Genomic DNA, 18816 nt, shown 5'->3' with positions numbered 1-18816 from the left:
AATATGGAAATTGTAAGAGTGCCATCTGCTTTCCAGCATTTGTTGTGAACCATTCTCATACTCGACTGACTCTTTCGAGTCACTTCAAATTCATGTGCCACAAAAACTGTCACTCTCGTTTGGCTATCGCTCGTCTTTTGGTGTGTCCATCACCACCATGGTTGTGATCGACTTGACGTGTTCGCACTCACCCAACACATCAGCATGGAACGCTTTATAAGCGGCGAGATTTTGCGTCTCTACGCGTATGAGATATTCGTTAGATCCCGTAATGTTGTGACATTCCACCACCTCGTTTACAAAACGCACATGCTCTTCGAAACCCAGCTGTGCCTGCTTAGAGTGCGAGGCCAAACCAATCGACACATAAGCGACAAAGCCCACGCCAAGTTGCTGATTATCCAGTACTGCTCGGTAGCCTTTGATCACGCCTTTACGCTCTAAATCTTGCACTCGGCGTAAGGTTGCAGACGGAGATAAACCAACGCATTCCGACAGCTCCACATTGGAGATTCTTCCGTCTCGTTTGAGCACTTGCAATATTCTTTCGTCAAATCTATCCATGATGATGTTTCATTGCTTATTTAGTTTCTAATCATCAAATAAAAGCACAATATTGACCTCAGTTCTACTTATAGTTGTTCTCAACTTATCGAGAACTGATTCAAGGAACAATCTATGGAATATCATCAACTGGGCGCTTTGGCGTTGTTCGCTTTTGTCTCCACTTTTACGCCGGGTCCCAATAACATTATGTTGATGACCTCAGGGGCAAATGTCGGCTTTAAACGCACTATCCCACACATGTTGGGCATTACCTTCGGCTTTGGTGCCATGCTAATTTTGGTGGGTATTGGCTTGATGAGCCTGTTCCATGCCTACCCGCTAACCCACTCGATTTTAAAAGTATTGAGCTTGAGTTATTTGCTGTACTTGACGTACAAAATCGCCACCAGCGACAAAACAGAAGCAAAACACGATTTTCGCCCGATGTCTTTTTTAGGGGCTGTTGCATTCCAATGGGTGAACCCAAAAGGTTGGTCGATGGCGTTGACGGCCATTACGGTATACACCAGTGGCGGTTCTTGGCTCGAACTGACTTTTATCGCCGGTATCTTCTGTTTAGCTAACTTGCCATCGGTGACATTTTGGACGGCGGCAGGTATGCAATTGCAGCGTTGGTTGACCACCGATAAACGCGTTAAGGGGTTCAACTACAGTATGGCTGCGCTGTTGCTTTTGTCTACGATTCCAATGATATAAGTCTATTTTGGGTTAAAAAACGACTCACTTTACGTAATTGGGAAAGGACAGATACTGCATTTTGCTTGAGGCTTTGGCGTTAATTCACAGTGTAAATTTGTTTAAAGACGCTACCCTCTTGTTAGGGAACTTGATAATCTTTAAATGAGAAAGAGAATAATTATCGAGTAAAGTAACAATGAAAAAGAAGCCTCAACCTAAAACGCTTGTTGTCACAGACACAGAAACCATCACTCCAAACATGCAGCGCATTACCTTGCAAGGTGAGGCGCTGAGCCACTTTCCTCGTGACTGCGAAGGCAGTTACATCAAATTACTGTTTAACGATATGGGCGGCGCGGATCTGAGCATCCTGCCAGAAGACGACCGACCAATCATGCGCACCTACACTATCCGACGCTTTCATCCAGAAACCAGTTCAATCGAAGTGGATTTCGTCCGACACGTAACGCAAGATCTGCAATGCGGATTTGCAGCGCGTTGGGCAATGGCCGCGCAAAAAGGCGACACGATAAGCATCGTAGGGCCGGGTAGCATCTCCAACTTAAATACTGAGGCGGATTGGTTCTTCATGGCTGCCGATATGACGGCACTTCCAGCACTTTCTGCGAAAATTCGCACGCTGCCAGAAGAGGCCAAAGGCTACGCTGTGATCAGCGTGATGTCTCCAGCCGACATTCAACCCCTACACGCGCCAGCAGGCATGGAGTTGATTTGGCTAACTGAACAGCAAACCTTGGCTGATAGCGTTCGCGAACTCGAGTGGTTAGATGGTAACGCTTCGGTATGGTGTGCGTGTGAGTTCGATTCAATGCGTGCGCTGCGCCAATATTTCCGCAACGAAAAAGAAGTCGATCGCGAGAATATCTACATCAGCAGCTATTGGAAGCAAGGCGTGTCTGAAGATGGGCACAAAGTGATTAAACGTGAAGACGCGGAATCCAACCAATAGTGATTCATGTCTTTTCGATTCCAGCTCTCATCCTAATAAAAACGCCCGGCATCACTGGGCGTTTTAGCAACTTCAGTTGTATTAAAGTTCATGAAAACTCTAATCCGCTAGTTCCTGCGCTAAAAAGTCGATTAACAACCTCACTTTGGGCGATAAATTTCGGCTTTGTGGATACAGTGCCCAAATGCCTTCACGGTCGTCTCGGTAATCGGTCAGCACCTCGACTAGCTCACCGTTATCTAGAGCTTCTTGAACGTAATAGTCCGGCAACTGCACTAAACCCAAACCACGTTTGGCGGCGCCCATTAGCGCAAAACCACTATTGCATTTAATTCTCCCCGATACGCGCAAAGACTTATCGCGTTTATTTTCCTTAAAATGCCAATAATCGACCGAACCAACTAGGCACTGATGTCGAGCCAGTTCGGATAATGTGTGAGGCTCGCCAAATCGCTCCAAATACATAGGGCTAGCACACACGTAATTTTGACGCGACGAAAGACGCTTTGCGATCATGCTGGAATCTTGCAGGCGGCCAAGACGAATCGCCACGTCTACCCCTTGCTCTATCAAATCCAGTTTTTGATTGGTCAGAACTAAATCGAGGTCCACACGCGGGTACTTCTCCAAAAACTGATGCAAGAGCGGTGCGAGGTTCATTTCCCCATAGGTCACAGGCGCTGTCACACGCAGCAAACCTCGCGGTTCGGTTTGCATTTGCGTTACAGCAAGCTCAGCTAGTTCTAGCCCTTCGACCAAGTGTTTGCACTGCTGATAATAAAGCTGTCCAGCTTCAGACAGAGAAACTTTTCGCGTCGTGCGATGCAGTAACTTAACCGCAAGACGCTCTTCAAGTGCCGATACGCGGCGACTGATTTGTGCCACTGACGTTTTCAGTTTAGCCGCGGCAGCTGTAAAGCTGTTAGTTTCCGCTACGGCAACAAACTCGCTGACTCCTTCCCAATTCGCCATGCTGTATTCCTGTCGACCTCTTCTAGACAAATAGTGATTACATTGTTCTCGTCGAGCTACGCTTTGAAAACGGGAAAACTTTACGCGTCAGGTAACGGACGAAGATCGTCGTATTGCGCATCAAGCTCAATACCAAAATATTCTTTCAACGCATCCAGGTAGGCTTGACCTGGCTCTAGCTCTATTTCTGTTAGCGCTTCATGATTTGTGCATCTGAGTGTGTAGTTAAGCAGCGTCACCAACCCACTTTCTGTCGCTCTAGCAGCGACCCTTGCGCTAGTAAAACGCGAATTAGGCGAAGTCGAGGTAAAGAAGTTGCTACATGCAATGTCACCAGCAAACACAAACTCTAGGTCAAAGCTGTATAGATTGTTCCACGTGTCCGTTCCATCGGTTGAAAGCACTTGGAGGAAATAACCAAACTGAGCATCTTTGACAAAACGGAAGGTTTGTAAATCCGTCTGAATCACTTGGTCAAGGATAAATGGCAATGGCGCTCGAGGGGTATTGGAGCCAAAACCCACATCGACAATCCATGTTTGTTCCTCTAACGTCACTAACGTGATTTGATGACTACGACCTGTTGGTGTACCAGACACATGTACACGCCCTAGCAAACTTCGCGCTTCAAACCCAAGAGTGTTGAGCACATCAAGCATTAAACCATTTAATTCAAAGCAGTAACCACCGCGAGAGTGGTACACGGTTTTTTGAATAATATCTTCAATCTCAACAGAGACGCCTCGCTGCAATGCGATGTCAAAATTCTCAAACGGCAGGCAACGATGCTGCGCCACGTGAATTCTGTGCAATGACTCCAAATCGGCGGGCAATTCACTAGGCAAGCCTAGCTTGGTTAAATAGGCACTCAGATCCGTCTTATTCATAATGACTCTTACTTAGCTGATGGTTTGACTGTTTTCTACTTTAGCCCCTCTATCTAACTTCAGGTCAATCACCTTTTCCATTTCCCTTCCGCTTTAAGGAGGCATCGCACTCTTTTTACACGCTCACCTTATCATTATTACGCATATGTAAAAATCATTTTCAAAATGGACGGATTATCATTTTTACTGAAACACCTAAAATGAGCACCAACAAAACGACGAAGCGCGGTAAGCAAACCTTAACTACGCTTATTACGTCACTCCATATACTGAAAATATAAAGGAAACATCCAATGTCGCTTGAAATCAAACCTGGTCAAACTCACATAAAATCAAAAGCAATGGTCGCTTGGGCTGCAGGTGAGCCGCTTAAAATGGAAGAAGTGGATGTACAACTTCCAAAAGCCGGCGAAGTGCTAGTACGCATCGTAGCAACTGGTGTTTGTCACACTGACGCATTCACACTATCAGGTGACGATCCAGAAGGTATCTTCCCTTCAATCCTTGGTCACGAAGGTGGCGGTATCGTTGAAATGGTTGGCGAAGGCGTAACAAGCGTTGAAGTTGGCGACCACGTTATCCCACTTTACACTGCTGAATGTGGTGAGTGTAAGTTCTGTAAATCTGGCAAAACGAACCTATGTCAGGCCGTTCGTGAAACGCAAGGTAAAGGCCTAATGCCAGATGGCACAAGCCGATTCTCTATCAACGGCGAAACTATCTTCCACTACATGGGTTGTTCTACTTTCTCTGAGTACACGGTTCTTCCAGAAATCTCACTAGCGAAAGTAAACAAAGAAGCACCACTTGAAGAAGTTTGTCTTCTAGGTTGTGGCGTAACCACTGGTATGGGTGCGGTATTAAACACAGCTAAAGTTGAAAAAGGCGACACAGTGGCAATCTTTGGTCTCGGCGGTATCGGTCTTTCTGCAATCATCGGTGCTCGCATGGCTGGTGCCAGCCGCATCATCGGTGTAGACATCAACGAAAGCAAATTCGACCTAGCGAAACAACTTGGTGCAACTGACGTAATCAACCCACAAAAATTCGACAAGCCAATTCAAGAAGTGATTGTTGAAATGACAGACGGTGGTGTTGACTACTCATTCGAATGTATCGGTAACGTAAACGTGATGCGCCAAGCACTTGAGTGCTGTCACAAAGGTTGGGGTGAGTCAGTCATCATTGGTGTTGCTGGTGCAGGTCAAGAGATCTCAACTCGTCCATTCCAACTGGTAACTGGTCGTGTATGGCGTGGCAGCGCTTTCGGTGGCGTTAAAGGCCGCTCTGAGCTTCCAGAAATCGTAAACCGTTACATGGCTGGTGAATTCGGCTTACAGGAGTTCATTACCCACACAATGGGATTAGCAGACGTCAACAAAGCGTTTGATCTGATGCATGAAGGTAAGAGCATCCGAACAGTTATCCATATGGATCAATAATGCTGCCTCAGGCTCTCCTTTTGGGGAGCCTGAATTCCTTCTGCTAATTAGAGAGTTTATTCATGACCATTGAAAATGTAAGCCAAGCCAAAGTGTTTGGCGGTTGGCACAAGCAATATACACACGAATCCAATGCCCTAAACTGCACCATGCGCTTCGCGATATTCTTGCCACCTAACGCAACGAAATCGAATCCCGTACCCGCGCTATACTGGCTCTCTGGTTTAACGTGTACCGATGAAAACTTTATGCAGAAAGCGGGCGCATTTCGTATGGCGGCCGAGCTTGGCATTGCGATCATTGCACCAGACACAAGTCCGAGAGGCGAAGGTATCGCTGACGACGAAAGCTATGACCTAGGAAAAGGAGCTGGCTTTTACCTTAATGCGACGCAAGCACCTTGGTCACTGCATTACTGTATGTACGACTATGTGACTGAGGAGTTGCCTGCGATCATCGAAAGTAACTTCCCAGTCTCTGACGTGAAGTCGATTTCGGGTCACAGCATGGGCGGCCACGGAGCGCTCACCATTGGTCTGAAAAATTCAGAACAGTACCGTTCTATTTCAGCGTTCAGTCCAATCAGTAACCCAATGCAATGCCCTTGGGGACAAAAAGCCTTTACTGCTTACTTAGGCAAGGAGCTTGAAAGCTGGAAGCAATACGATGCAAGTGAACTTCTAAAACAACAACAATCACCATTACCAATTTTGGTTGATCAAGGTGATGCTGATGGCTTTTTAAATGAGCAGCTTAGACCGGAAGCGCTGATTGCTGCGGCACAAATACACGATTCAAACCTAACCTTGAGAATGCAACCAGGCTATGACCATAGCTATTACTTCATCTCAAGCTTTATTGAAGAGCACCTCAACTTCCATGCAAAATATTTGTTTGCATAGTTAAATTAAGTAAGCTCATGAAATAAAAAATAAAGTCACCAAAACTAGGTGACTTTATTTTCTTTACGTACTAACAAATACATATCTGAATATCGATGATTTAAATATGTAAAATAATGTAACTTAAGAACAAATTCGACGTCCCATTTCTCGCCTTATTAAATTCTCATTTCCGACACAGTATCTTTATTAAAAATGATACAAAGTTGCACTAAAAAGTAATTAAATACCGCGAAATCATTACGAAACTCTACCATCATCCCAATACTCTTAGCTTTTAATTAAGAAGCAACTTAATAACCTTGACGTGACGTAAACCGACAGTTATTTTTGAAACATAACGTATTATAAAATCTCATCCGGTTGGCTCTATAATTATAAATAAATTACCGCTAGCACCTTTGTCCTAGCTAAGAAAAAAGAATAAAACTCAAAAGGGCATATGATGAAAAAGATAGTCGCGCTAGGTCTGTTTTTTGTTGCGCCATTCTTGTCTGCAAATACGATCGTATTTAGTAGTAGCCAGCAGCCTAGTGTCATACTGGAACTGGAAGAGATCCAAGCTTTACCTACCACTAGCTACACGATGACATTGCCTTGGCTTCCTGCCTCGTCAGAGTTTTTAGGCGTTAAACTCAGCACGCTTCTTACACACGTCTATGGAAAGGTACCAGAGCAGGTTGATATCAGCAGCTTAAACGACTATCACTCGACATTGTCCCGACAAGATATTCTTCGATATAAACCAATACTGGCTTATCAACAAGATCAGAATTACATAAAAGTCAGGAATAAAGGCCCTTTCTGGGTGATATATCCACTCAATCTCTATCCAGAGCTAAACTACAATAAATATCATGCGCAAATGGTATGGCAAGTAAATGAAATAAAAGAAAATAATAAGAATGAAGTTATCAGAACCCTATTCTAAGAAACAAAGAATATTGCAATATTCTACCACCAGCAAAATGCTGCTGGTGGTGTTTGCCGTTTCTTTGCTTCTCGCGAATGTCGTGCTTTTACAGCAAACACGTTCACTCTCACAAAATTTTAATAACGAACAAAAACAAGCGACTTGGTTTTTATTCCAACTCTCCAAAGAACTATCAGAACTTGTCGGCGAGGCCAGACGGTTAGATGAAAACGTATTGAATATTGATGGTGCAGAGCTTCAATACGAGTTAGCGTGGAGTCGCTTTGACTTATTGACCAGTAGCACGAAAGCCAATAAGTTCTTTTCTCGGAACAACATGCACCTTTACTTCATTAACCTTTTTGAAGAGTTCAAAGAGCTAGAAAAACAACTAGTAGAAGCTAGAACAGGTGATAGCCAAGCTGCTGCTGCATTTTATCGTTCAACTCAAACACTATATTTAGGCTTAATAGACTTCGTTAATCAAAACTTCCGTCTAAGCAGTAAAGCTTATGAAGCACAAAAAGGTCAAACCCAGCGCTTAATGCAAGCACAATATATGTTGTTTGCGACGTTCGTTTTGTCGATTATCTCTTTAACTTATTTCTTTTATCGTGAATCCCATTTTCATAGAAAATTGGCGCTCAGCGACCCTTTAACGAACCTAGGGAACCGCAATGCACTATTCATTACCCTAAACAAATTTACTCAAGAAAAAAGGCCCTTTTCTCTCTGGATTCTAGATTTAAATGGTTTTAAAGAAGTCAACGACACACACGGACACCAAGTTGGCGACACTGTACTGCGGGAAATCGCTAGGCGGCTTAATTCTATGACACTCAATGATTTTACTGTTTATCGCATGGGAGGAGATGAGTTCGCGGTTATCCTTGAAGGTGAGCATCTCAATGAAGAGAACGTACGTGAGCAGATAAATACCGTCTTTGATGCACAAATATTAAACTCCGATAAAGTCTCAACACTTTCAACAAGCATGGGCTTAGCGCAATACCCTAAAGACAGTGACAATGTTGACTTTCTTATCAGCATAGCGGATAAGCGCATGTACAAAATGAAATTTCAACGTTAAACGGTATATATGATGAGAAAGTTCATGCAAGTACTGCTTCTACTGGCAGTCATTGCGGCAGGTGTGTTGGCTTGGGTATTTATTCCATCGCACGAAACCATCGGGCAAAAAACGCTTGAGCAGGCACTCAACGACGACTACAGCCTCGTTGGACATCGAATCTACTCAACCGATCCGGATGCTGGCAACCGATTCGGCTACTTCGTATTGGCAACGGGCCAGAGCATTGAAGAGCAAGAGCCGTTTTTGGTCACTTCGGATCAGTTTATTCGCATGGAGCAAACGGGTGATAATACCTTGTCTGTGACCGTCAATGGCCGTATTTACCATTATCATAACGACTTGTGGGTGCCAAAATCAGACGGGAAATTGCAACACTTTTTAGTCAGCGCAACCGCCAAATACGTACGCTAAAACGGGAACCTTACTCTCCCAAAAAAAACAAAGCCCCGCATGTACTGCGGGGCTTTTTACGTGAAGAAGAAAATAACATCGAAAAAATGAGCGTTACTTCACTAACACTTTCTCTTTAATCACTTTGAGTACCCCAGCCTCTTGGTTGCTTGGCGCAGAATAACGAGCAATTTTCTTAATCTCTTCGTGCGCGTTGGCAACCGCGTACGAATGCTCACTGACTTGCAGCATTTCGAGGTCATTGAGGTAGTCACCAAACGTCATAGTTTCTGCCGGAGTAAAATTCATCGTCTCTTGAAGATGCTGAATGGCCGCGCCTTTAGAGGCCTCGGCATTCATCACATCCAGCCAGATTTTTGCACTCACCACGACTTTATGCGTTGCGCCAAACTTTGCGTTCATGGTCGGGAACAGGAGCTCTTCCGAACCATCAAAGTGACAAATTGCTACCTTAATAAACTCGTCTTCGACCTCAAGCAAATCCGGCACATATTCACAGCGGTGGTAGTACTTTTGAAATTCTTCCAGCGATTGCTGATCATGCGTTTCGATGTACGCCGAGCGCTTGCCACACAATACGATGTTCGCCCCGTCAATCTCACGAGCCGCTTTCACAATCTCCAACACTTCCGCTTTAGGAATGGTACAACTGTAGAGCTCATTGTCTTGGTACATCACTAAGGTGCCGTTTTCAGCCACATACAACAGTCTGTCTTTGATTGGCGCGAACGTGTCTCGCAGACTGTAATACTGACGACCAGACGCAGCGGAGAACAAAATACCTTGCTCTTCCAGTTGCAAAAACAGATCGAAAAACTCTGGATCCAAACGACCGTATTGGTCAAGCAATGTGCCATCCATATCGGAAGCAATAAATTTGATGCGAACTTGTGACATTAACTAAAACTCTAAATGACGCTGCGAAAATATATCCATGTAAGGTACAGGATCTTGTATGAATCTCAAGTCGGGATGACGACGCCTTTCGCTATTACCAAGGATGCTGTTTAAAGTAATCTTCACTGTGATCGATGAAAGCTCTCACCGCAGGAGACAAGTGTTTACGTGATGAATACAGCGCGTAAATGTTGAGATCATTTGGCTTCCAATCCGGCAACACCGACTCAAGCTGATCCGATTTGAGATAGATATTGCTCAAGTAAGTTGGCAACATCGAAATACCCATGCCTTGTAAAGCGCCATGCAATAACGCCGTGGCCTCATTGCTGGTTAGGCGACACTCAATTCCCACCGATTCGAACTGGTCGCCCTGAGACAAATGCCACACGTGGCGCTCAAAGTTTTTGTATCCCAAACAGTCGTGTGAAGATAAATCTCGCGGATGCGCGATCGCGTGGTGAGTTTGTAAATATTGCGGTGATGCTACCAACACCGATTCGCACACCGCAATCGGCTTACCAATCAAAGAAGGATCGGGATCTGACGCAATTCGGATCGCCAGATCGATACGTTGTTCGGTTAGATCACTCACTGAATCTTGCAGATCTATGTCGATATGCACTTTGGGGTGCTTTTGCATAAAACTGTTTACTACGGGGATCAACTGTGAGAATCCAAATGAAGTACTAGACGCAAGACGGATTTTTCCGGACAGCTCACCATCAGCGGCAATGTTCGACGTTAATGTATCGGCCTGTTTTAACCAGCGCTCAATCTGAGGCAAGCTGCGCTCCCCTGCGGTGGTGAGGGACACCTTGCGCGTGGTGCGGTGTAACAAACGAGTTTGCAGCCAGTTCTCCATCGCCTCTACATAACGAGTTACCATTGGCCGAGACATGTCTAACCGCTCGGCGGTCGCGGTAAAACTGCCAGAATACACCACATCTACAAATACTCTTGCTGCCGTTACTCTATCCATACATTTGCTCGAAATAAGAAATAGTGATGCACATTATTGTGTATTTTTCCGAGCGTATCAATTTCCTAATATAGCTCCCGTTCCCAAGCCATGGTCGCTTGGCCCCAAATTTTTTAGGAGCTTATTATGAAAAAATTCACTTTGATTGCTGCATCCATTTTAATGGCAAGCCCTGTTCTAGCGGCAAACCACTCTCCCCTTACTCTTGAGGTTTACAACGCCGACGGTAACAGCTTCCACGTAAACTCAACCTTGGTATACGGTGAGACTGACGCCATGGTTATCGACACTGGCTTCACCAAAGCTGACGCGATGCGCATTGCCGCTAAAGTGCTGGACTCAGGCAAAACGCTTAAAACCATTTTTATCAGCCAAGCGGACCCAGACTACTACTTTGGCGCAGAGGCCTTACACCAACAGTTCCCTGATGCGCAGATCATCACAACGCCTGCGGTTCAAAAAATTATTAAAGAGAAATTGGCTGGAAAGCTGGCGTACTGGGGACCAAAGCTTGGCGCAAACGCACCGGTAAAACCAGTGATCCCTGTCGCGTACGATAAAGCATCATTGGAGCTAGAAGGTCATAAGATTGAAATTCGTGGTAACCATGGCACATCAGCACACCGCCCTTACCTATGGATTCCAGATAACAAAGCGATTCTAGGTAACGTAGCCGTGTACTCAAACGTACATTTGTGGATGGCAGATGCCGCTGACCAGACCGCCATCAATGCTTGGGAGCAGCAACTTAGCGAGATGCTTGCGCTTAAACCTCAAGTGGTCATTCCTGGTCACATGAAAGCAGGCACAAAGCTGAACGCAGACACCATTCGCTACTCGCAACAATACTTGCAGGATTTTCAGCAAGCGAAAAAACACAGCAATAACAGCGTTCAACTCATTGACACCATGTCTGCGAAATACCCAGAAGCTCAATTGCCAATCGCGCTAGAAATCGGTGCGAAAGTGCATACTGGTGAAATGTCATGGTAACCGTGCATTACTTCTTCGATCCCATGTGTGGTTGGTGCTACGGGGCATCACCACTCATCGAAGCCTTGATGGACACCTCTCAATTTAAGGTAGAGCTTCATCCCGGCGGTATGATTGAGAAACGCGCGATTGAACCTGAATTTCGTCAGCACGTCATCAACAGTGACGCTCGTATTGCAACCGAAACCGGAGCGACGTTTGGTGAAGCATATCTGCAACGCGTGAAAAGCGAAGGTGCGTTTGTTCTTGATTCTTATCTACCAACACAAGCGATCTTGAGTGCGGAAAAAATGGGGCTGAATCCATGGCACATGCTAAAGGCCATCCAATCTGCGCATTATCAGCTCGGGTTAAAAGTGAATGAAGCATCGACGCTCAAAGCCATTGCAGAATCGCTAGGTTTAACAAGTGATGCGTGGGAGCAAAACATGGCGTTAAGCGAAGCCGAACTAGATGAGAGAATTCGCTCTAGCCGACAATTGATGCGACAGTTACACGTTGGTGGTTATCCAACCCTGATTGCAGAAGTAAATGGCGAGTACTTGACCTTGCCGCACTCGACCTACTACGACAAACCGGCACAGTGGAAGCTTGCATTACAAAAACTGCAATAAGCTCTTCCCCACTCGCTCTTGTTCTTAATCCAAGAGCGAGTGCCAACACCGACATGGCAATCCTGACTCAAACAGGTACAATCCTCGCTCGATTTTTTACTCGCGCGGATACCCACCATGCACTCGCCTGAACATTGTTTTACTCGTTTTACTGCTGATATTTCTGGCTATGAATTGCCAACGCAGTTTACGTTTCCGTTCTACTACACGCCGCATCCTCTTTGCGTTATGGCCGCAAAGCAATTGCAACAGCACTTATTAGCGCAAACCGACTTCGAACACGATTTTGGTTTGGTTAATGAAGAAACGGGGCGAGGCAAAATGTTTGGCGTATTGCTGGTAGAAAGCCCTCAAGGCGAGCTCGGCTTTTTAAGTGCGTTTTCTGGCAAAATTGCTGACCAAAACTTGATTCCAGGATTTGTCCCTCCTGTGTACGACATGCTGACCGATGAAGGCTTCTTCCGCGCAGAAACGGATGCCATCAACGCCGCCAATACGGAGTACAAAACCTGTGCCGCGAATCCGGAATTGGCGGATCTTAAAGCGCAAATCCAAGCCGACCGCGCCGCTTATCAGCAAGAGGAGCAAACACAGCGCCAAGTGATGATTGACGGCCGCGCCGCACGCAAACGAGAGCGTCAACAGGGCGAGCAAACACTCAATGCCGATGACCTCAAAATCTTATTGGATGAGTTGGGTAAGCAAAGTGTCGCCGAGAAAAACGTTCTCAAATACTTAAAGCAAGCGTGGGATGAAAAGCTTGCAATCAAAGAAGCGCGCTTGGCTGAGTTAGAGCAGCAACTTGCTCATCTGAAAGAACAGCGCAAAACGCTCTCCAACGCTTTACAGCACAAACTGCATAAACAGTACCGCTTTCTAAACAGCCATGGCGAAGCACGCGACTTGGTGGACATTTTTGCGGACACCACAAACCCAATACCACCAGCAGGTGCAGGGGAATGTGCTGCGCCAAAACTGCTCCAATACGCGTTTAAATACGGATTCAAACCGCTGGCGCTGGCAGAATTTTGGTGGGGTGTGTCGCCAAAGTCTGAAGTTCGCCAACACAAAAAATTCTACCCATCGTGCAACAGCAAATGTCAGCCGATTTTGGGCCATATGATGCAAGGGCTGGATGTCGAACCTAATCCATTGGCGGAGAATTGGGCAGAAGACAAAGAACTAGAGATAATCTACCAAGACGACGCTATGGTCGTCGTCAACAAGCCCTCGGGCTTACTTTCAGTGCCTGGTAAAACTATCAAGGACTCTGCTTATACGCGCCTACAAGCGATGTACCCTGATGTGGAAGGGCCGTTTGTGATTCATCGTCTCGACATGGCGACCTCTGGCATTTTGGTGTTTGCCTTAACTAAGCGCGCGAACAAAAGTCTGCAAAAACAGTTTATGGCTCGCGGCGTACAAAAACGTTATATGGCACTGCTCGAAGACGTATTAAACGAGCCTGAAGGGGAAATTTCACTGCCAATGCGTGGTGACCCCGACGACCGCCCACGTCAACTGGTGTGTTTTGAACACGGGAAACATGCAGAAACCTACTGGCAACTGATTGAAGTCAAAGATGGGCGCAGCAAGGTATACATGTATCCGAAAACCGGGCGAACTCACCAACTACGTGTACACAGTGCTCATCACATGGGGTTAAACATGCCGATGGTTGGTGATGGTTTATACGGCGAAAAAGCCAACCGCTTACACCTGCATGCTGAGATGCTAGAGCTGGATCATCCATACAGCAAAGAGCGCATGGTGTTCAAAGCTGAGTGCGAATTCTAACGTCTTCCCGAGTTTAAATAACAAAAAGGCACTGACTATCAGTGCCTTTTTTGGTTTCTAACAACAGAATAAGCGTGATGCGCGATACCGAAAACCGTTAGCTCACCTTAAACTTGGTCCACACCTGAGAGCGCCAACGCCTTGCCATGATGATACCACGCACCCATTCATCGAGTGCGATTGCCATCCAAGCCCCTAAAACGCCATACCCCATGTGAATGCCAAAGATGTAAGAGAAAAGCACACCTAGTCCCCACATACTCAAAATCCCCATTTGCACTGGGAACTTGATGTCACCCGCGCCTTTGAGCCCCGCGATAAAAATCAGGTTAAACACACGTCCGGCCTCGAGCAAAATTGAGCCCATGACTAACGAACCTGCCAATGCGAGTATCTCTGGTTGATCGGTAAATACGCGCAGAATCTCTTCTCTAAACAGGTAAATCAGTGTGGTTGCCGCCGTTGATGCCACAAATCCTACTAAGAAGTAGATTTGTACGCGTTTTAAAATGCTGCTCACCCAACCTTTACCGATGTAGTAACCAGTCTGAATTTGCGCTGCCTGACCAATTGCCAGCGCGAAAGCAAACGAGAAACGGGCAATGTTTTGCGCATAAGTGAAAGCCGCTAACGATGCCGTCCCCATTTGCACCACAAAATACACAATGCAGATTTGCGCCACGTTGTAAGACAGCACCTCACCCGCGTTCATGCCGCCGATTTTTAAGATCTTTTTGTAAATCTCTACGGGCACTTGTTTCATGGTCGACATTGGTAGCTCAATGCTGCTGCGCGCGAGAATAAACCATAACATTAACGTACCGATGACTTGGCTGACGACGGTTGCTATTGCCACGCCTTGCACGCCATACACAGGTAAACCAAATGGCTGGTAAAGCGCAATATAGTTACCAATGATGTTGAACACACCCGAGATCAAATTCACCACCATTGGGGAACGTGAATAACCATGACTACGCAGAATAGTTGTAAAAACAACGCCAATCGTAACGTTAAACGTCATCGCACCGCTTATCAGCAGATATTCATGAGCGTACTGCTCGACTTGCGCTTCCAAGCCGTAATACGGGAGTAGATATATCGCACCAAGCACGGCAATCACACTCAATAGCACACCGACGAGCACAGACAACGCAATACTCGCAACACCAACGCTCACTGACTCTTGCTCGCGTCCAGCGCCATTGTATTGGGCAATCAAAATCCCCGTACCGCTACTGACAAAGGTCGAAACGATGATTAAAAAGAAGGTAATCTGCGTGATCACACCAACAGCGGATACGGCTTTGTCTGAGTAGCCACTCAGCATGAACACGTCACTGGTTCCTAAAGCCGTCCGTAGCAAAATTTCGACAAGAATTGGCCAAGCTAATGCCACGATGGACATTCGTTGGTTGATGTTTTGGCTTTTAGGCATGCTTGTAACCTTTCCTACAACTAAAAACTGCCTCACAATATTTGTGAAGCAGTTTAAAAATAGTGACTCGAACGAAGCTCGATATGAGGTTGTGATTTAGCGCGGATTCTAGTCGCATATTGGTCATAACGACAACAATATTTCGCCCTGTTTCGGAAAAATATTTCTAATGCATTTTCGAAACGACATATGCCTTGACGATACGTAGAGCAGAGATTGGTGAACAATACTCTCAATCAACGAGCACCGAACAGAATCAGGATAATCAATAGAAATATCTCCAACTAGATACATTACTTTGAGTTATCAGTCCAACCATATAGAGCCATGAAGAACCGTCATGAAAACCTGCATGCGCCACCATTCCTCTTTGAACACTCGCACCAAATCACACTGATGGCTTTGCACTAAAAATGACTGATATCACATTTGGAAACTTTGTTGTTCTATTTATCGCGAAAATACCGCCTAGAATAAGCGTACACGTTAATTAAGCAAGGATACGTAATGTCGACATTGGCTGGGGCGCGCTTAGAAGAAATGGCGGACATCCGCTCAACAAGAAAAAAGAAAATTGTCTTTTTATGCTCCAGTATCGCCGCTGCCTGTTTAACTTATGGTTCCATTGCTCAATCACTTGAGAATAACTGGGGTTTAAGCTTTTTCCATGCTTTGTGTGCCTTGGCATGCTTAGCAATCAGTTATGTAATAAAAGTCCAGCGGCACCATCAATACGCCGACTTATGGCTAAGTGCTGTCTTAATGTTCGAAGGGTTATTGTTACTTCTGTATAACGATGCTCCGTCAGGCAAAATGTTATGGCTATATCCTATTGTCGCCACTCTGGTATTAATTAATGAGTTTAAGGTCGGTCTGTTGTTCAGTGGCACCTACATTTTACTGATCTTTTTTGGGGTCGCTTTTTTAGATCGACTGCCAACAGCCACAGAAATCATAGAGCGGAGATTGATGCTGACCCTGATAGCGACCGCGTTTGTGTGTCACACGTTCTCGTATTACTACACGAAAGTCCTCAATTACATTCAAACACTGTATCGTGAAGGGATTGAGGAGTTAGCATATTTTGACCAGCTCACTGGGCTTGCCAATCGCTGGAGCTTTGAGACTTGGGCGCGCGCAAAGCTCGATGAAATCAAGCACTCATCTGATGACAGCATCACCGCATTGGTTTTTCTCGATATCGATAACTTCAAGCACATCAACGACACCTACGGGCACGATATTGGTGACCAAGTACTTCAAGCCTTCGCCACTCGATTAAAAAATAACATTCGCAACAAAGACAGAAAAACAGATAAACACGACTACTCCATCGCTCGATTTGCGGGCGACGAGTTTGTAATCATGCTTTACGATGTAAAAAGTAAAGATGACCTCGACAGCATCCTAAAACGGATCGTGAATCTGTTTCCTACAGGTTACCGAAGCTACGATATGATTAACGAGTTAACGATGAGTGTAGGTGCTGCTATCTATAAGCAAGATGCAAAGGATTTGTCTGAATTGACTCGATGTGCAGATAAAGCAATGTACGCAGCTAAACATACTGGTAAAAACCAGTACGCCTTTTATGAGCACTGCAATACGGAAGAACAGTCAACATCTGATGCACCAGCGGTACCAGAAGCTTGCTAATGACTAAGCGAACACATGCATCACCCAAAGCCCCACAACGAGGAATACGATTAACCACACTACTTGCAACGTTCTGTTCGGCTTGTCTTGCTGACGAGTGGGGTGATCTTTAAACGCACGGCGCTTCATTTTGCCCATTAAGCTCTTTCCTAGAGCACGTCGATAAAATTCACGTCTCTTATGAGCGGCATTGGCAACTTCGGTAAAGCGCTGTCTTTGCTCATTGGTGAGATCTTTGTCCTCGTAACGAGGAGGGATATCAGAATGCTTGCGTTGTACTGCCATCACTTCCTCCCTGGTCGATGGGTACATTTTTATTAAGTATATACCCAAATAACCAAAAAGATGCGTTATAAGTGAAGCACATAGACGAAAAAACCACCCGAAGGTGGTTTTATGACGAGCAACAAATGAACGCTAGAAGTACTCACATAAATACGCAGTCGCTTCTTTCACTTGAAGCTCAAATGAAGAATTACCTTCCACTTCAAAAAACTCACCACTTTGATAAGTCGTCCAATCGCTCTCGCCAACACGCTTGACCACAAGCGCACCTTTTACAACCGTCATACGCTCTGGTGCTTGAGTACCAAACGTGTACTCACCAGGAAGCATCACACCAACGCTAACATCCTGATCTTTCTGGTTAAAGCCTAGTGATTTTACACTACCAGCAAAATAGCTATTTTCCTTAATATTCATTATTGGTTTCCTTATCAAAAGTCCGCTCTTTTTTACCTTGTTTCTTTCCGTTACTCAAGCTTTGAAAGCCATTAAACTCAACGTAGTAACGCACATCCTTTGCTACTGAGCGAGAACCTCTTTTCGCGAGGATTAATCAGGCGACCTAAACCGAGCAAGAAAACCTGCGAAGTAATGAATGTGAGCAAACAACAAAACCATCAATAAGATGTGTATCTGAATGTAAAAGTGGACATTAGATCATAGTTTCGTCGTCTCAATGGCGGGATTGTTTGTTTTTAAAAAGGAAGGTTTCCACCATGTTAAAAAAGTGGAGAAAATTAGATCTATGACGGACTCAACTCGCCGAAGGCGAAAAGCACGACAAGAACCAAAACTTTCACTTTTGGCTCGCCACCAATCCAAAATCTTCAAGAGTACATTTGTCTGCTTCGGGATGGGTCTGTTGACGTTTTTTGGCTATCAAATCCACCTCTCCTATCAAGACCACATTGATCCGGAAAAGGTGTACGGCGAATGGATTGAGATTGGCGCGCCACCCTACCAAACAGAACGTCTCGTTTTCACTGAAGATGGGGTATACCGAAACCATCGACTTATTACGACGGAATTTGAATTCGATGGCAAGGTCATCACGTTGAATACCGGATTAGGAAAGACCGCGTATCAGATCTCGGGCTCTCATCTTTCACCTCAAATACGCCGTATTGAGCCTCTTATTCCAGATCAGCGATTCATTCGTAAAGGATTTGAGCATACCGTTCAGGGCTCAGAAACCGGCGCAGCCTCTAAACGTCGTGCCGCGTTGAGTGAACACTTCAGCCGTGACTAGTACGTCTTCACGGCTATTTTTCCTTTCAATTCTCTTTCTATATCAATGAAACAAAACCTTAATAAACAAC

Annotated in this window: 20 protein-coding genes; 12 read left to right on the top strand and 8 right to left on the bottom strand. The window is 45.3% G+C overall.

What is annotated here, in order from left to right; translation table 11 throughout:
* Window positions 1–123 precede the first annotated feature (123 nt).
* Complete coding sequence (locus R7O13_RS08150; RefSeq protein ID WP_318303499.1) at window positions 124–564, bottom strand: Lrp/AsnC family transcriptional regulator; 441 nt, start codon at window positions 562–564, stop codon at window positions 124–126.
* Window positions 565–678: 114 nt separating this feature from the next.
* On the opposite strand from R7O13_RS08150, the gene R7O13_RS08145 reads away from it, so the two are divergent.
* Window positions 679–1263: a LysE family translocator gene (locus R7O13_RS08145; protein ID WP_005482872.1), complete on the top strand. Its 585-nt coding sequence runs from the start codon at window positions 679–681 to the stop codon at window positions 1261–1263.
* A gap of 178 nt (window positions 1264–1441) precedes the next feature.
* Window positions 1442–2215 carry a siderophore-interacting protein gene (locus R7O13_RS08140; protein ID WP_062730859.1) on the top strand — a complete coding sequence of 258 codons (774 nt, stop codon included), beginning with the start codon at window positions 1442–1444 and terminating at the stop codon, window positions 2213–2215.
* A gap of 99 nt (window positions 2216–2314) precedes the next feature.
* Here the strand turns inward: R7O13_RS08140 and R7O13_RS08135 are convergent, their stop codons facing one another.
* Both R7O13_RS08135 and R7O13_RS08130 read right to left on the bottom strand, forming a co-directional pair.
* A complete protein-coding gene (locus R7O13_RS08135; protein WP_017633836.1) occupies window positions 2315–3187 on the bottom strand; it encodes a LysR family transcriptional regulator in 873 nt (290 codons plus the stop codon).
* An 80-nt stretch (window positions 3188–3267) separates the two neighbouring features.
* On the bottom strand, window positions 3268–4074 hold the full coding sequence (locus tag R7O13_RS08130) for an arylamine N-acetyltransferase family protein (RefSeq protein WP_005374380.1): 807 nt from the start codon (window positions 4072–4074) through the stop codon (window positions 3268–3270).
* A gap of 293 nt (window positions 4075–4367) precedes the next feature.
* On the opposite strand from R7O13_RS08130, the gene R7O13_RS08125 reads away from it, so the two are divergent.
* From R7O13_RS08125 to R7O13_RS08105, 5 genes are all read left to right on the top strand, one after another.
* Window positions 4368–5516, top strand: coding sequence for an S-(hydroxymethyl)glutathione dehydrogenase/class III alcohol dehydrogenase (locus R7O13_RS08125; protein ID WP_017633834.1), 1149 nt, complete (start codon window positions 4368–4370; stop codon window positions 5514–5516).
* 62 nt (window positions 5517–5578) lie between these two features.
* Window positions 5579–6418: an S-formylglutathione hydrolase gene (fghA, locus tag R7O13_RS08120; protein WP_318303496.1), complete on the top strand. Its 840-nt coding sequence runs from the start codon at window positions 5579–5581 to the stop codon at window positions 6416–6418.
* A gap of 445 nt (window positions 6419–6863) precedes the next feature.
* Window positions 6864–7349, top strand: a complete 486-nt coding sequence (locus tag R7O13_RS08115) for an oxidoreductase (RefSeq protein ID WP_318303542.1) — start codon at window positions 6864–6866, stop codon at window positions 7347–7349.
* Window positions 7324–8421, top strand: a complete 1098-nt coding sequence (locus R7O13_RS08110; protein WP_053303994.1) for a GGDEF domain-containing protein — start codon at window positions 7324–7326, stop codon at window positions 8419–8421. The genes R7O13_RS08115 and R7O13_RS08110 overlap by 26 nt, the downstream gene beginning before the upstream one ends.
* Before the next feature lie 9 nt (window positions 8422–8430).
* A complete protein-coding gene (locus tag R7O13_RS08105) occupies window positions 8431–8835 on the top strand; it encodes a hypothetical protein (RefSeq protein WP_044129611.1) in 405 nt (134 codons plus the stop codon).
* A 93-nt stretch (window positions 8836–8928) separates the two neighbouring features.
* Here R7O13_RS08105 and R7O13_RS08100 read toward each other — a convergent pair whose 3' ends face one another.
* Together R7O13_RS08100 and R7O13_RS08095 are read right to left on the bottom strand one after the other, a co-directional pair.
* On the bottom strand, window positions 8929–9732 hold the full coding sequence (locus R7O13_RS08100) for an HAD family hydrolase (RefSeq protein WP_137282902.1): 804 nt from the start codon (window positions 9730–9732) through the stop codon (window positions 8929–8931).
* Between the two features lie 94 nt (window positions 9733–9826).
* Complete coding sequence (locus R7O13_RS08095; RefSeq protein WP_137282903.1) at window positions 9827–10714, bottom strand: LysR family transcriptional regulator; 888 nt, start codon at window positions 10712–10714, stop codon at window positions 9827–9829.
* 126 nt (window positions 10715–10840) lie between these two features.
* On the opposite strand from R7O13_RS08095, the gene R7O13_RS08090 reads away from it, so the two are divergent.
* The 3 genes from R7O13_RS08090 (at window position 10841) to R7O13_RS08080 (ending at window position 14118) form a co-directional block, all read left to right on the top strand.
* The gene (locus R7O13_RS08090) at window positions 10841–11707 is read left to right on the top strand and encodes an MBL fold metallo-hydrolase (protein WP_017633829.1); all 867 of its coding nucleotides are present in this window, start codon (window positions 10841–10843) and stop codon (window positions 11705–11707) included.
* Complete coding sequence (locus R7O13_RS08085; RefSeq protein WP_318303493.1) at window positions 11701–12321, top strand: DsbA family protein; 621 nt, start codon at window positions 11701–11703, stop codon at window positions 12319–12321. The genes R7O13_RS08090 and R7O13_RS08085 overlap by 7 nt, the downstream gene beginning before the upstream one ends.
* A gap of 117 nt (window positions 12322–12438) precedes the next feature.
* A complete protein-coding gene (locus R7O13_RS08080) occupies window positions 12439–14118 on the top strand; it encodes an RluA family pseudouridine synthase (protein WP_318303491.1) in 1680 nt (559 codons plus the stop codon).
* Between the two features lie 97 nt (window positions 14119–14215).
* Here R7O13_RS08080 and R7O13_RS08075 read toward each other — a convergent pair whose 3' ends face one another.
* Entirely contained in the window at window positions 14216–15556 is a 1341-nt protein-coding gene (locus tag R7O13_RS08075; RefSeq protein ID WP_064354450.1) for an MATE family efflux transporter, read from the bottom strand.
* 507 nt (window positions 15557–16063) lie between these two features.
* Between R7O13_RS08075 and R7O13_RS08070 the strand changes: the two genes are divergently transcribed.
* On the top strand, window positions 16064–17212 hold the full coding sequence (locus R7O13_RS08070) for a GGDEF domain-containing protein (RefSeq protein ID WP_025768745.1): 1149 nt from the start codon (window positions 16064–16066) through the stop codon (window positions 17210–17212).
* Window positions 17213–17215: 3 nt separating this feature from the next.
* Here the strand turns inward: R7O13_RS08070 and R7O13_RS08065 are convergent, their stop codons facing one another.
* Complete coding sequence (locus R7O13_RS08065) at window positions 17216–17497, bottom strand: hypothetical protein (RefSeq protein WP_318303489.1); 282 nt, start codon at window positions 17495–17497, stop codon at window positions 17216–17218.
* Window positions 17498–17629: 132 nt separating this feature from the next.
* Window positions 17630–17914 (bottom strand): pyrimidine/purine nucleoside phosphorylase, encoded by a 285-nt coding sequence (locus tag R7O13_RS08060; protein WP_005383244.1) that lies wholly within the window; start codon window positions 17912–17914, stop codon window positions 17630–17632.
* 328 nt (window positions 17915–18242) lie between these two features.
* Here R7O13_RS08060 and R7O13_RS08055 point away from each other — a divergent pair, with 328 nt between their 5' ends.
* Window positions 18243–18746, top strand: a complete 504-nt coding sequence (locus R7O13_RS08055) for a DUF2850 domain-containing protein (RefSeq protein ID WP_318303487.1) — start codon at window positions 18243–18245, stop codon at window positions 18744–18746.
* Window positions 18747–18816: the final 70 nt, after the last annotated feature.

This window comes from Vibrio sp. Y176 (genome assembly GCF_033438945.1).
The sequence above is the reverse complement of the archived record's forward strand: the minus strand, read 5'-3'. Positions and strand labels throughout refer to the sequence as shown.